The following is a 13,678-nucleotide window of genomic DNA, read 5'->3' on the forward strand; positions in this document are numbered from 1 at the left end:
ACACGAGTTGGCTAGCGTGCTCCGCGGGCCGCTCGTACCCCCACCGGCGAATCCCGCCGGGAACGGGTGGCCTCCGCCGAGTCCGACATGTTCGGAGCCGGGGACCCACCAAGACCTTGGGGTGAATCGGTCCCGTACGAAGTACGGGACTGTAGGGCAACCTTCCGGACCACCCGCCCGAACCCGACAGCTAACCCGGTAGGCGGTCTACGGAAGGAGTCGCCTCCCTTGGCGTCGCACCGCAAGCCGCGGACCCGGACAGCCGGAATACGCACGGCCCCCGCCATCGGCATCACCACGGCCGCCCTCACCTCGGTGGCCCTCCTCTCACAGAGCGCGCAGGCAGCCCCCTCCGCGCCGGCGAAGCCCAGCCTCGAAGAGGTCCAGGAGAAGGTCGACGACCTCTACCAGCAGGCGGGCGTGGCCACCCAGAAGTACAACTCGGCCAAGGAGAAGACCGACAAGCAGCGCAAGAAGGTCGACCACCTCCTGGACGACGTGGCCAAGCGCACGGACAAGCTGAACGAGGCACGCCAGGAGCTCGGCTCCTTCGCCGCCGCGCAGTACCGCACCGGCGCCGTCTCCGAGACGGCCACGATGATGCTCGCCAACGACCCGCAGGGCTACTTCGACCAGAACCACCTGTCGGACCGGCTCACCGCGCGCCAGAAGAAGGCGGTCGACGACTACCAGACGCAGCAGGTGTCGGCGACGAAGCAGCGTACGAAGGCGGCGAAGAGCCTCAAGACGCTGAGCGACTCGCGGGACGACCTCAAGACGAGCAAGCAGACCGTCCAGAAGAAGCTGGGCGAGGCCCGCAAGCTGCTCTCCGAGCTGACCGCCGAGGAGAAGGCCCGACTCGCGGAGATCGAGCGGAAGAAGGAGCAGGAGGCCAAGCGCAAGGCCGAGGAGCTGGCCCGCAAGCAGGCCGCCGAGGCGGAGCGCAAGCGCAAGGCGGAAGAGGCGGCCCAGAAGGAGAAGGAGCAGGAGGAGGGCCAGGACTCGGGCTCAGGTTCCGACACCGGCTCCGGGTCGGGCTCCGACTCCGGGAGCACGGACAGCAGCTACGCCACCAAGGCCAAGAAGGTCATCGCCTTCGCCGAGGCCCAGATCGGCAAGCCGTACGTCTGGGGCGCCACGGGACCCGACTCCTACGACTGCTCCGGGCTCACCCAGGACGCGTGGAAGGCCGCGGGCATCTCCCTGCCGCGCACCACGTGGGACCAGGTGAAGGTCGGCACGACGGTGAAGACCGCCGACGCCCAGCCCGGTGACCTGGTCTTCTTCTACGACGACATCAGCCACGTCGGGATCTACATCGGCGACGGCAAGATGATCCACGCCCCGAAGCCGGGTGCGAACGTCCGCGTCGAGTCGATCTACTACATGCCGATCCACAGCGTGGTGCGTCCCGCGTAACCACCCTCTACGCGCGTGTGGCCCGCATCCTGAGGAGGATGCGGGCCACACGCGCGCAGAGGCCGGAAAACTCAGGTCCGCGGGGGACTCAGGTCCACAGCACCGCGATGAAGATGTTCGCCGTGGTCAGCAGGCCGACCGTGCCGAACAGGCCCTTGTCGACCTTCTCCTCGTCCCGCTTCACATAGACCAGCGCGAGGATCACGATCAGCACGGCCATCTTGATGCCGATCTTGAGGTTGTTGACCGTGTTGTCGTCCGCCTGGTTCAGACCCACCAGGGCGACACCGGTGACGAGCATGGTCAGCGCGCCGTGCAGCATCGCGGGGCTGAAGCGGGCGGTGCCCTGGCCCATCTGCTTCATCTGGGTCAGGAAGCCGCCCAGGAGCGAGGCGATGCCGATGATGTGCAGGCCGACGAAGAGATGGATGAGTACGTCCATGTGCCGGAGCCTAACCGGGCCCGTTCCGCCCGCCGCAGCCGGTCCCGTAGCACCGCCACGCAGACAGTCGGGGCACAAACGCCACATCGGTCACATGGCCACATGAAGTGGATGTTCAAGGGTGATCGGCGCGGTCACATTGAGTCACCGATCCGTCCACTCCTTCCAGTTCCGCGCAATCCCTCACCAAGCCGTGACGGTCAGGTTTAGCGTCCTGCACCAGGTGACCGGCTCCCCACCGCCGTCCGGACCAGGGGCGGCAGTCGGACACCACCGCCGAGGAACCGGCGGCGGTCCGCTCCCCCTGTGCGGGCCGCCGCCGGACACGTAAGGAGCCCCTCTTCGTGTCAGCGCACCGCAAGCCCAAGCAGCGCTCGCTCAGCGGCAACACGGCCCGCACGGCCGTCACCCTCGCCCTCGCCGGAGCCGCGTCGGCGACCGCCTTCGACGGCGTGGGAAACGCGGACCCCCGGCTCAGCCCCACCGAGGTGAAGTCCAAGGTCGACTCGCTCTACCGCGAGGCGGAGATCGCCACCGAGAAGTACAACGGCGCGAAGGAGAAGGCCGAGAAGGCCGAGAAGGCCCTCGGAGAGCTGCGCGACGAGGCGGCCCGCAAGACGGAGAAGCTCAACTCCGCGCGCGACGAGGTCGGTTCGTACGCCGCCGCGCAGTACCGCACCGGCGGCATCGACCCGACCGTACAGATGGCCCTCTCCTCCGACCCCGAGCAGTTCCTCGACCGTGCCGCGCTCGCCGACCGGGCCGGAAACCGCCAGGCGGCGACCGTCAACGGCATACGCAAGCAGCTCCAGGAGATCGACCAGCTGCACTCCGAGGCCGACGCCCGCCTCGCCGCCTTCCACAAGCGCCAGGCGGAGCTGAAGAAACACAAGAAGACCGTCACCGGCAAGCTCGACGAGGCCAAGCGGCTCCTGGCCCAGCTCCCCGACGGCCAGCGCGCGGAGCTCACGGGCGCGGACACCGACCGCGCCGACCGCTCGGAGGCCCGCCTCTCCGGCGGGTCGGCCAAGGCCCCCAACGCCCGCGCCGCGTCCGCCGTTTCGTATGCGTACAAGGCGCTCGGCAGCCCCTACGTCTGGGGCGCCACCGGACCCAGCGCCTTCGACTGCTCGGGGCTCACCCAGGCCGCGTACCGCTCGGCGGGCGTCGCGCTGCCCCGCACCACCTACGCCCAGATCGCCGCGGGCGAACGCGTGCCGCGCTCCGCCCTGCGCCCCGGTGACCTGGTGTTCTTCTACTCGGGCATCAGCCACGTCGGCATCTACGTGGGCAACGGCCAGATGATCCACGCCCCCAACCCGAGCGCCCCCGTACGGCTCGCGCCCATCGACCAGATGCCGTTCGCGGGCGCCACCCGCGTGGTGTGAAGGGGTCGTTGAGCCCCGGGAGATCCGGCCACTCGGCCGCCGTGATCCGGCCATCGGGCCGCAGGTAATGTCACGTCCATGCCTAGCCGTACGCTGCCGCCACCCCCGCCTCCCGTGCATCTGCGCACCTGGCCCGACCGGCAGACACTGCTCACCGACCGCGGCATGGCCCTCGATGAGCTGCGCAGGCGGCAGTTGGGGGTGCACCGGCTCCTGCTGCTGTGGCTGTGCGGCTTCGGCGGCGTGGTCGGCTGGGCCCTGCTGACGACGCCGCTCCGGCTCATCGAGGACGAGGACGCCACGGCCTTCATCCTGGGCCCGGTGCTCGCGCTCCTCGGCCTAGCGGCGCTGGCCCCCGGGGTGATCGGCGTCGTCCTCGGTCTGCGGAGCGATCGGCGGGCGCGGGAACTCACCGACGCCTGGCTCGCGTTGGACAGTCATCCGGCATCGGATGCCAGGCTGCGCTCCCCCGGCCTCAGCCTCACCTGGCTCCTGTCGTCCCTCGCGGTGTGCGCGCTCGGCCTGTGGGCGTCCTTCGCGGCGGCCGCGTACGCCGAGCCCGGACGCGACACCTACGCCGACGTCGCCCTCGGCATGGGCGTCGGCCTGATCGTGTGGCTGACGGGCCTCATCGGCGCGGCCAAGGCGGTCGGCCACTACCGCTGGGCCCTACGGAAGCTGGGCCCGGCCCCGACAGCGGGCACGCACCACTAGGACCTGCGACCTGCCGGAGGGACGGGCCCCGGCACCGCTCCCCCACTGACCGCTCCCCCGCTGCTGGGCGGGCCCCGGCTCCACCGCGGTCACCGCACCGCGACGCCTCAGACGAGCCGCCGCGCCGTCGCCCACCGCGTCAGCTCATGGCGGTTGGACAGCTGAAGCTTCCTCAGTACCGCCGACACATGCGACTCCACCGTCTTCACGGAAATGAAGAGCTGCTTGGCGATCTCCTTGTACGCATATCCGCGCGCGATGAGCCGCAGCACCTCGCGCTCGCGCTGGGTGAGGCGGTCCAGGTCCTCATCGACCGGGGGCGCGTCGGTGGAGGCGAAGGCGTCCAGGACGAACCCGGCGAGCCGCGGCGAGAACACCGCGTCGCCCTCCTGCACCCGGAAGATCGAATCCACCAGATCGGTGCCGGTGATGGTCTTGGTGACATAGCCGCGGGCACCGCCCCGGATCACCCCGATCACGTCCTCGGCGGCATCGGAGACCGAGAGCGCCAGGAAACGCACCGGCTCCGTCGCATCGGACATCAACGGCGCGCAGCGGCGCAGGACTTCCACGCCACCGCCGCCAGGAAGGTGCACATCCAGGAGAACGACCTCGGGACGCGTGGCCGTGATGACCGTGACCGCCTGGTCGACGTCGGCCGCCTCACCGACGACCTCGACACCGGTGATGTCGGTCCGGCCGATCTCGGCCTGCACTCCGGTGCGGAACATCCGGTGGTCGTCGACCAGGACGACCCGCACGCGACGCCCGCCCTCGCTCCCGCCCGCCCCGGTCGGCTCCGTGGGCTCGCTCGCCTCGGTCGCGTCGCTCATGTCGTCGCCGTCCTCTCCATCTCCAGCTCGACCTCCGTGCCGCCCCCGGGCACCGCACGCAGCCGCGCCGTGCCTCCGTTGCGCTGCATACGGCCGATGATCGATTCTCGTACACCCATGCGGTCGTCCGGCACGGAATCCAGATCGAAGCCGGGACCTCGGTCCCGGACGGACACGAACACCGTCCCTCCCTCGACCTCGGCGAAGACCTGCACCGCACCGCCCTCGCCACCGTACTTGGCGGCGTTCACCATCGCTTCCCTCGCGGCCTGCATCTGCGCGGTCAGCCGCTCGTCGAGCGGGCAGTCGCCCACCACGACCACCTCGATCGGGACGCCGTGCTTGTCCTCGACCTCCGCCGCACTGCGGCGGACCGCCTCGGCGAGGGTGTCGGGCTCCTCGTCCTCGTCCTTGCCGGTGCCCTCGGGTTTGTAGAGCCAGGCCCGCAGGTCGCGCTCCTGGGCACGGGCCAGGCGGCGGACCTCGCCGGGGCTCTCCGCGTTCCGCTGGATGAGGGTCAGGGTGTGCAGCACGGAGTCGTGCACATGGGCGGCGACCTCGGCACGCTCCTGGGCGCGGATGCGCATCAGGCGCTCCTCGGAGAGGTCCTGCATCATGCGGATGAGATACGGGCCCGCGAGGAGCGCGATGCCGACGAGCACGGCGAGCGCGGCCTGCAGGACGGCGCCCAGATGCGCGGCGGAGCCCTGCAGCACGAAGATGCCGGAGACTCCGGCACCGACCAGCAGCACTCCGGCCGCGGACCGGGCGATCGTCAGGGTGCGCCTGCGGCGGCCGACGGCCATCCAGCGGGCCCTGCGGGCATTGTCGGCCTGCCGCCAGACCAGGGCGACACCGGCCGCGACGAGCAGGGTCGGGACGACATACGCCTTGGTCGAGCCGTCCAGGTCCACGCTGCTGACGAAGACCATGGCGACGACGACCATCGCGAGGAGCGCGACGATCTGGCCCTTGTCCGGCTTGCGGGCGACGAGCCTGCGCCGGCCGTCCGACGACGTCTCGGTGGTGACGGCCGCGGGTGGGCGCTCGGAGTCGACGCCGCCGATGCCGAGCGGCACGAAGAACCAGAACGCCGCGTACAGCAGCGCGCCGAGGCCGTCCGCCGTGAACAGGCCGACGAAGACGAGCCGGACCCAGATCACGGGCAGCCCGAGGTGTCCGGCGAGGCCGCGCGCGACACCGCCGAGCCAACGGCCGTCGCCGCTGCGATAGAGCTTGCGCAGCGGTCGGACGTCGTCGATGGGCGGTGCAGCGGCTTCCGGCATGTCATCGATATTCACACGCGGGCGCGGGTGCGGGCATCAGGGTCGACCCCCGAGACTTCCCTGATCTCCGCCCCTGTCCCGGCCCTGTCAGGGTCGGCACCTGAGTCGTCTCAGGGGCGATATCAGGGTTCGGCCAGGGTCGTCCCGACTGCCGCGGCGGGCCCGCGGCAGTCACCATGGACGCATGACAGATCAGCAGCCCGCCGAGACGGAGACCGAGGCCGCCATCCGCGATGCCGTGCGCGGCGCGCGGGGCGAGTCGGGCGGCCTCGCGGGCGGTCATGGGCCGAGCCTGCCCGTGGAGGTGCGAAAGCTCCGCCGCGACCGCCGGCAGAAGAAGCTCGGCGGCGTGTGCGCGGGGCTCGGCCGGCACTGCGACATGGACCCCGTGATCTTCCGCATCGGTCTCGCGGTGCTCGCGATCACCAGCGGTCTCGGCCTGGTCTTCTACGGCTTCGCCTGGCTCTTCGTGCCGTACGAGGACGAGGAGGAGAACGAGGCGCGCAGGCTGCTCTCCGGCCGGGTCGACGGCCAGGCCCTGACCGCCGTGCTCTTCGCGCTCGTCGGCTGCGGCGTCTTCCTCACCCTGTTGAACAACGGGGGCGCGCTCACCTTCGCCGCCGTCCTCGCCCTGCTCCTCGCGGGCGCGGGGTACTGGTCGCAGCAGCGCGGCACCCCCGACCCCGATCCGGTGGCGGCCCAGGCCGCGGCGGACGCCCCGCCCGAGGCCAAGGCACCGCCCATCGCGGGCGGGCCCTCGTGGTGGCGCGACCCCATAGTGAAGGACGGCACGCACGACGGGCTCCCCGGCTACTTCTGGGGCCCGGACGGCCTCGACGGCATCGACGTCGAGTACCGGCCGAGCGGCCGCCACCCCGGCGTCCCCCGCAAGCAAGCCGCGCCCGCCCCGCGGCCCAAGCCCCGCGGCCCGCGCTGGATCGGCGGCTGGGTGTTCCTGTTCGCCCTGCTCGCGGGAGGCCTCGGCACCGGCCTGACCTGGCACGAGCACCCGCTCGGCACGACATTGCAGACCGGCCTCGCGTGTGCGCTCGCGGTCTTCGCCGTCGGCATCGCGGTCAGCGCCTTCCTGGGCCGCACGGGCGCGGGATCGATCGTGCTTGCGGTGATCACGGCCGCACTCCTCGCGGGCGCGTCGGCCCTGCCGAAGAACATCAGCACGCACTACGCACGCACCGACTGGATACCCGCCACGATGGCGGACGTCCGGCCCCACTACGAGGTGGGTCTCGGCACCGGCAGGCTCGACCTGAGCAAGGTCCGCGTCGGCGAGGGCCAGACCCTGAAGACCAGCGCAGAGGTCGGCGCGGGTGACCTCCGGGTGGTTCTGCCGAAGAACGCCACCGTGCGGCTCGACGCCGAAGTGGGCGTCGGCGACATCGTGTTGCCGAACGACCGCGGCAAGGACCTGGACATCGCTCCGGGCCGGGAGAAGAAGGTGACGCTGGAGCCGCCCTCGGGCAGCAAGGCCGGCGGCACGATCGACCTGCGACTCGAAGTCGGCGTCGGACAAGCGAAGGTGACCCGTGCTACGTCATGAATTCCACCCCGGAAAGCTGGTGGCCGGCCTCTTCCTGCTGGCGGTCGCCGTCGTCTACGCGGGCGATGCGGGCGGCGCCTGGGACGCCCCGTGGTTCGTCGCGTTCCCGATGGTGATGGTGGGCCTGCTGATCGCGGGCGTGGCGGCGGCGGTCCATGGGATACGCCCGCGGTCCTCGGGCCGCTCGGGCACCCGTTCCCGGGACGGGGGTCGGCCCGGCTCCGGTGGCGACGGCTACGGCACCGGTGGGGACCGCGACCTCGGTACCCTCCTCGACCGCGTACAGGAGGACAGGCCGGACCAGGAGAACAGGCCGGGCCCGGAAGACAGGCCCGGCGAGGAGGACCGGACCGACCGGCGCCCTACGGACTAGGTTCTGTCCGGTCCTGATCCGCCGGGCAGGCGCCTGCGCTAGCCGAGCCCCCGCAGATTCCTGCGGCGGTCGGCGAGCAGGGCGTCGACGGAGAAGAGGGAGGCTCCGGCGAGCACCAGGGGCAGCCAAGCCATGAGGTACGCCAGGTCGTTGCCGTAGTAGTAGGGCTCGGTGGACCAGCTGACGGTCAGCCAGAGGCTGAGCGAGATCAGCACTCCGCCGACCGCGGCGAGGCGGGCGAAGAGGCCGATCAGGGTGCCGATGCCGACGGCCAGTTCACCGATGGCGATGGCGTAGCCGAAGCCGACGGGGCTCTTGAGGGACAGGTCGACGAGCGCGGGGATCGCGGAGATGTCGCGGACGCCCTCCATCATGGCGCCGATCGATCCCGTCCCGCTCGCCTGCATGAAGGTGCTGTCGGTGAGCTTGTCCAGGCCGGCGTAGATGAAGGTGACGCCCAGGAAGATCCGCAGGGGGAGCAGGGCGTAACGGGTGGCGGACTCCCGCCAGTCGTCGCGCCTGACGTAGCTGGTGTGGCTGTCCGTCCGCATGCCGTGAGCCATGGCTCTCCGCCGCCTCTCCCGTCGACCCGTCATCTGACCATACGTACGAAGGGGGACCGCTGCTCATCGGCGTGCGGCGGATTTCATGACACCGGACCGGAAACCTGAGGGAGGAGGCTCAGTCCGTGACATCGATCGTGACGCGGTTCGTCTCGACGCCCGCGGCGGTGATCACCTGTACGTCGACGCGGCCCGGCTCGACGTCGACCGGGACGGGCACCGTCAGGGTCGCGTCGGTCGGGTTGGTGAAACCGCCCGGCACGGGCACGAGCGGGACATGGACGTGGACGGTGCCGATGCGGACGACCATCCGGGCGAGCCGGTCCGCGGCTCCGGCGCCGGGTGGCACGAAGCCCGCGCCGCGGATCTCGATGTCGTCGCCCGTACGGATGGGGGCGTCCAGGTCGCCCGCCTCCCTGGCGCGGACGACGGAGAGGATGACGGGACGGCCGCCTTCGGCGTACTTGCCGGCCAGGTATGTCGCCGCCGACACCAGGACCAGCAGGGCGAGACCCCACGGCAGGTCGGGCAGTTGTTCGGGGCGGCGTGCGAGGCGGACCACGGCGAAGAGGACGGCGACGGCGCTGACCAGGACGTACTGCACATCGGTGAAGCTGCCGCGGCCCGCGTCGTCGGTGAGCGGATCGGTGGCCCGCGGCCGGTCGGCCCGCACCTTCTGGAGCCGCTGGCCGAGCACCCGCAGGCCGACCACGCGGCGCACGAGCACGGCCACCCCGCACACCACGGCGAGGACGGTCACCACCCCGGCGGCGCGGGCGAGTTCGAGCCCGGCGATCAGCTCGTCCCGCCGGTCGTGCGCCGAGGCCGCGGCCAGCTGCCCGGCGAGGACGAGCACCGCGAAGACGACGAGGAGCACCCAGCAGGCGGCCACGGCGCGCGAGGTGGAGAGCCGGTTGTCCTCGCCGATCACCGGCGCGAGGACCCCGCCGCGCGCCCGGTGGACGTATCCGGCGCCGGTCAGCAGTCCGCCCACGACCAGGGCCGCGAGGAGTCCGGCCGTGCGCGCGGGCGTCCAGCCGCCGCCGATCGCGGTGAGCGCCTGGACCAGGAGCAGCACGCCGAAGGAGCCCCAGACGACGCCGAGCGTGCGCGTCCACAGGCGTCGCAGCCAGGCGTCCCCCTCGGCCCTGCCGCGCTCGGCGACGGCCCGCGCGGACTGTGTCAGTTCGTCCGACACCCACTGCCGCGAGGCGCCCGCGGAGTGTGCGACGGCCGGGGGCAGCCCCTGTCCCGCCGCCAGTTCGTCGCGCTTGGCGAGGAACTCGGCCACGGCACGCCGGTGCCCTTCGCGTGCGCCGTGCGGGCAGCCGCCGCACGTGCAGCCGCCCCCGTGCGCGCCCTGCCTCGCCTCCTGCACCGCCACCGCGTACGCCGCCTTCCCCACCCTCGGAGCCCGTTGGAGCGCCCGTGAACTTCCTTGCAGAGAAGGGGAATTGTGCCGTACTGAAGGGCGAACGATTCCCGCGGGTCAGGTCAGCGGGGGTGAACTCGCCATGTTTGTGTTGACGGGCAGGTCACGGGTGCCGACCGCCGCCCCACACCGGCTGTCCGTCGTTTCAGGCCAGCAGGTCAGGCTCGCTGCGGCTGATGTCCTGCCACAGGTACTGGTAGTTGATCCACGCGACCAGATCGCTGCCGAGCTGCTCACGGGTCTGCACCGCCTGCTTGTGGCCGATGAGTACGGGGCGGCCCGCGGCCCGCGCGCTCAGCTGGACCTGGCAGGAGCGCTCCATGGTGATGAACCACCAGGCCGCGGCGTCGACGGAGTCGCCGACGGTGAGCAGGCCGTGGTTGCGCAGGATGACCGCCTTGTGGTCGCCGAGCGCGGCCGCGATCCTGCGCCCCTCGTCGGCGTCCACGACGACTCCGGTGTAGCCGTCGTACAGCGCGTGGGTCTCGTAGAAGGCGCAGGCCTCCTGGGTGATCGGGTCGAGGAGTTCGCCGAGCGTGGAGAGCACGCGGCCGTGCAGCGAGTGGCAGTGTGCGACGGCGACCACGTCGGGCCGGGCGAGATGCGCCTGGGCGTGGACGGTGAACGCGGCCTGGTTGACGTGATGACGCCCCTCGACGACCTGCCCGTCGGCGTTGGCGAGGACGAGGTCGCCGACGGTGATGTGCTTGAACGGCATCCCGAAGGGGTTCACCCAGAAGCAGTCGGGATACTCCGGGTCCCGCGCCGTGATGTGCCCGGACACCCCGTCCTCGTACCCGAGCCGCCCGAAGATCCGCAGCGCACCGGCGAGCCGTTCCTTGCGGTGGCGCCGTTCGTCCTCCATCGAGTCGTGCACGGGCGGCATCGCGAACTGCAACCGCTCGACGGGTATCGGTGTGGGCGCCTGCATATGTCCTCCATCCCTGGCTGTACGGGGCGGAAGTTACCGGCGGGATGCGCAGGAGGACAGAGGTGCGACACGATCAACGGCGCGAGAAAAGGCGACAGTAGATGTCGGGCTTCGACGGCAGACTCCGCGTATGTCGTTCAACTGGGAAGCCTTCGCCGCGGCAGAGCCCGACTTTGCCGAGACCGTCGAGAAGCGCTTCGGCGCCTTCACCCACCATGTCCTCGCGACGCTCCGCAAGGACGGTTCGCCGCGCACGAGCGGGCTCGAAGTCCGTTTCCTGAACGGCGAGTTGTGGCTGGGCATGATGCCGAACTCGCTCAAGGCGCTGGACCTGCGGCGCGATCCGCGTTTCACGCTGCAGGCGAATCCGGGTTCCGGCTCGGAAATGGCGGGCGGCGACGTCCGGATCGCGGGCCGGGCGGTCGAGGTGCGGGACCGGGAGACCGTCGCGCGCTACACGGACGCGGTGAACCCGCCGGACCCGGACGCGTTCCACCTCTTCCGTACGGAGCTGACGGAGGTGGTGCGCACCTCCATCGAGGACGGGCGGTATCTGGCGGTGCAGGTGTGGAAGCCGGGCGCTCCGTCGCGCACCACCAGGCGGGCCTGACCTCCCGCGGTCCTGACCGCCCTGGGTGCGATACGCGAGCGGCGCCGCCCACAGGTTGTGGACGGCGCCGCTTCAGGCGTTCGGGAAGGTCCCGTGCAGGGATGTCACTCCCACTCGATGGTCCCCGGCGGCTTCGACGTCACGTCGAGCACCACGCGGTTCACATCGGCGACCTCGTTCGTGATGCGCGTCGAGATCTTCGCGAGGACCTCGTACGGCATGCGGGTCCAGTCGGCCGTCATGGCGTCCTCGGAGGAGACGGGACGCAGGACGATCGGGTGGCCGTAGGTGCGGCCGTCGCCCTGGACGCCGACGCTGCGGACGTCCGCGAGCAGCACGACCGGGCACTGCCAGATCTCACGGTCGAGACCGGCCGCCGTCAGTTCCTCGCGGGCGATGGCGTCGGCCTCGCGCAGCAGGTCGAGGCGGTCCTTGGTGACCTCGCCGACGATGCGGATGCCGAGACCGGGGCCCGGGAACGGCTGGCGCTGGACGATCTCGTCCGGCAGGCCGAGCTCGGCGCCGACCATCCGGACCTCGTCCTTGAACAGCTTGCGCAGCGGCTCGATGAGCTTGAACTCGAGGTCCTCGGGGAGGCCGCCCACGTTGTGGTGGGACTTGATGTTCGCGGTGCCGGTGCCGCCACCGGACTCGACCACGTCGGGGTAGAGCGTGCCCTGGACCAGGAACTCGACGGGCTGGTCGCCGGGGGCCTCGGCGACGATCTCCGCCTGGGCCTGCTCGAAGACGCGGATGAACTCGCGCCCGATGATCTTCCGCTTCTCCTCGGGGTCGGAGACCCCGGCGAGGGCGGACAGGAAGCGCTCGGAGGCGTCGACGACCTTCAGCTGCACGCCGGTCGCGGCGACGAAGTCCTTCTCGACCTGCTCGGTCTCGTCCTTGCGCATCAGGCCGTGGTCGACGTACACGCAGGTCAGCTGCGAGCCGATGGCCTTCTGCACGAGGGCGGCGGCGACGGCGGAGTCCACGCCGCCGGACAGGCCGCAGATCGCGCGCTTGGTGCCGACCTGCTCGCGGATGGCGGCGACCTGCTCGTCGATGACGTTGCCGGTCGTCCAGTTCGGCTTGAGGCCCGCGCCGCGGTAGAGGAAGTGCTCGAGGACCTGCTGGCCGTGCGTGGAGTGCATCACCTCGGGGTGGTACTGCACGGCGTACAGCTTCTTCTCGTCGTTCTCGAAGGCGGCGACCGGCACGACGTCCGTGGACGCGGTGACGGCGAAGCCCTCGGGCGCGGCGCTGCACGCGTCGCCGTGCGACATCCACACCGACTGCTCGGCCGGGGTGCCCTCGAAGAGGGTGGAGCCGGGCTTGGAGACGGTCAGCGGGGTGCGGCCGTACTCACGCGCGCCGTTGTCGTCGACCGTGCCGCCGAGGGCGACGGCCATGAGCTGGAAGCCGTAGCACATGCCGAAGACGGGGACGCCGGCCTCGAAGAGCTGGCGGTCGACGGTGGGCGCGTGCTCCGCGTACACCGACGAGGGGCCGCCGGAGAGGATGATCGCCGCGGGCTTCTTGGCGAGCATCTCGGAGACCGGCATCGTGCTCGGCACGATCTCGCTGTAGACCCGGGCCTCACGGACGCGACGGGCGATGAGCTGGGCGTACTGCGCTCCGAAGTCGACGACCAGAACGGTGTCGGGAGCGGCGGCAGCGGGGGGCGCTGATGGCACGGCGGCGGCCTTCCGGCGTTGAGCGTGAGCGAGAGGCTCAGTGCGTGAGCAGGGGGTCTGTTTTGTCGATTCTAACGGGCCTGACGGGACCTCCCTCGTCGCATCCGACGGACCCGGCACCGGGGAGCGGGGTCCGGGCGGCGTCCGGGCGGCGCGCGGGCGATGCGTGGGGCGCGCGCGGGGGACGCGCGGGGGACGCGCGGGGGACGCGCGGGCGGCCTGGGTGGCAGCCGGTCGGCGCCCCGGGTAGCGCCTGGGTGGTAGTCCCTCCGCACCCCGGGTAGCACCTGGACGGCAGCCCCTCCGCACCCCGGGCAGCGCCCGGACGACAGCCCGTCCACGCCCCGGGCAGCGCCCGGACGACAGCCCCTCCGCACCCCAGGCAGCGCCCGGACGACAGCCCGTCCACGCCCCGGGCAGCGCCCGGACGACAGCCAC

The 13,678-nt window shown here is 71.3% G+C and carries 13 protein-coding genes and 1 riboswitch; of the genes, 6 read left to right on the top strand and 7 right to left on the bottom strand.

Annotation, left to right across the window (positions count from 1 at the left end; genetic code table 11):
• The first annotated feature begins 64 nt into the window (after nucleotides 1–64).
• A riboswitch (cyclic di-AMP (ydaO/yuaA leader) is annotated at nucleotides 65–221 on the top strand.
• Nucleotides 222–228: 7 nt separating this feature from the next.
• Nucleotides 229–1,419: an NlpC/P60 family protein gene (locus tag ACFWZ2_RS10560; protein ID WP_384544456.1), complete on the top strand. Its 1,191-nt coding sequence runs from the start codon at nucleotides 229–231 to the stop codon at nucleotides 1,417–1,419.
• Nucleotides 1,420–1,507: 88 nt separating this feature from the next.
• Here the strand turns inward: ACFWZ2_RS10560 and ACFWZ2_RS10565 are convergent, their stop codons facing one another.
• Entirely contained in the window at nucleotides 1,508–1,861 is a 354-nt protein-coding gene (locus tag ACFWZ2_RS10565; RefSeq protein WP_384544458.1) for a hypothetical protein, read from the bottom strand.
• A 344-nt stretch (nucleotides 1,862–2,205) separates the two neighbouring features.
• On the opposite strand from ACFWZ2_RS10565, the gene ACFWZ2_RS10570 reads away from it, so the two are divergent.
• Both ACFWZ2_RS10570 and ACFWZ2_RS10575 read left to right on the top strand, forming a co-directional pair.
• Complete coding sequence (locus tag ACFWZ2_RS10570; protein ID WP_384544460.1) at nucleotides 2,206–3,249, top strand: NlpC/P60 family protein; 1,044 nt, start codon at nucleotides 2,206–2,208, stop codon at nucleotides 3,247–3,249.
• 78 nt (nucleotides 3,250–3,327) lie between these two features.
• Complete coding sequence (locus ACFWZ2_RS10575; protein WP_384544462.1) at nucleotides 3,328–3,963, top strand: hypothetical protein; 636 nt, start codon at nucleotides 3,328–3,330, stop codon at nucleotides 3,961–3,963.
• A gap of 107 nt (nucleotides 3,964–4,070) precedes the next feature.
• On the opposite strand, the gene ACFWZ2_RS10580 is transcribed toward ACFWZ2_RS10575, so the two are convergent.
• Together ACFWZ2_RS10580 and ACFWZ2_RS10585 are read right to left on the bottom strand one after the other, a co-directional pair.
• On the bottom strand, nucleotides 4,071–4,796 hold the full coding sequence (locus ACFWZ2_RS10580; protein WP_384544464.1) for a LuxR C-terminal-related transcriptional regulator: 726 nt from the start codon (nucleotides 4,794–4,796) through the stop codon (nucleotides 4,071–4,073).
• A complete protein-coding gene (locus tag ACFWZ2_RS10585; protein WP_384544466.1) occupies nucleotides 4,793–6,082 on the bottom strand; it encodes a PspC domain-containing protein in 1,290 nt (429 codons plus the stop codon). The genes ACFWZ2_RS10580 and ACFWZ2_RS10585 overlap by 4 nt, the downstream gene beginning before the upstream one ends.
• Before the next feature lie 184 nt (nucleotides 6,083–6,266).
• On the opposite strand from ACFWZ2_RS10585, the gene ACFWZ2_RS10590 reads away from it, so the two are divergent.
• Both ACFWZ2_RS10590 and ACFWZ2_RS10595 read left to right on the top strand, forming a co-directional pair.
• Nucleotides 6,267–7,640: a PspC domain-containing protein gene (locus ACFWZ2_RS10590; RefSeq protein WP_384544467.1), complete on the top strand. Its 1,374-nt coding sequence runs from the start codon at nucleotides 6,267–6,269 to the stop codon at nucleotides 7,638–7,640.
• Nucleotides 7,627–8,013: a hypothetical protein gene (locus ACFWZ2_RS10595; RefSeq protein ID WP_384544469.1), complete on the top strand. Its 387-nt coding sequence runs from the start codon at nucleotides 7,627–7,629 to the stop codon at nucleotides 8,011–8,013. Before ACFWZ2_RS10590 ends, ACFWZ2_RS10595 begins: the two co-directional genes overlap by 14 nt.
• Nucleotides 8,014–8,051: 38 nt before the next feature.
• On the opposite strand, the gene ACFWZ2_RS10600 is transcribed toward ACFWZ2_RS10595, so the two are convergent.
• The 3 genes from ACFWZ2_RS10600 to ACFWZ2_RS10610 form a co-directional block, all read right to left on the bottom strand.
• Nucleotides 8,052–8,576, bottom strand: coding sequence for a DoxX family protein (locus ACFWZ2_RS10600; protein WP_384544471.1), 525 nt, complete (start codon nucleotides 8,574–8,576; stop codon nucleotides 8,052–8,054).
• A gap of 118 nt (nucleotides 8,577–8,694) precedes the next feature.
• Nucleotides 8,695–9,960 carry a hypothetical protein gene (locus ACFWZ2_RS10605; protein WP_384544473.1) on the bottom strand — a complete coding sequence of 422 codons (1,266 nt, stop codon included), beginning with the start codon at nucleotides 9,958–9,960 and terminating at the stop codon, nucleotides 8,695–8,697.
• Nucleotides 9,961–10,153: 193 nt separating this feature from the next.
• Nucleotides 10,154–10,939: a class II aldolase/adducin family protein gene (locus ACFWZ2_RS10610; protein ID WP_384544475.1), complete on the bottom strand. Its 786-nt coding sequence runs from the start codon at nucleotides 10,937–10,939 to the stop codon at nucleotides 10,154–10,156.
• A 130-nt stretch (nucleotides 10,940–11,069) separates the two neighbouring features.
• Here ACFWZ2_RS10610 and ACFWZ2_RS10615 point away from each other — a divergent pair, with 130 nt between their 5' ends.
• Nucleotides 11,070–11,549 (top strand): pyridoxamine 5'-phosphate oxidase family protein, encoded by a 480-nt coding sequence (locus tag ACFWZ2_RS10615; RefSeq protein WP_384544477.1) that lies wholly within the window; start codon nucleotides 11,070–11,072, stop codon nucleotides 11,547–11,549.
• A gap of 104 nt (nucleotides 11,550–11,653) precedes the next feature.
• Here the strand turns inward: ACFWZ2_RS10615 and guaA are convergent, their stop codons facing one another.
• Nucleotides 11,654–13,240: a glutamine-hydrolyzing GMP synthase gene (gene guaA / locus ACFWZ2_RS10620; RefSeq protein ID WP_384544479.1), complete on the bottom strand. Its 1,587-nt coding sequence runs from the start codon at nucleotides 13,238–13,240 to the stop codon at nucleotides 11,654–11,656.
• Between the last annotated feature and the right edge of the window lie 438 nt (nucleotides 13,241–13,678).

The sequence above is a fragment of the Streptomyces sp. NPDC059002 genome (genome assembly GCF_042740435.1).
Classification (GTDB): Bacteria; Actinomycetota; Actinomycetes; order Streptomycetales; family Streptomycetaceae; genus Streptomyces.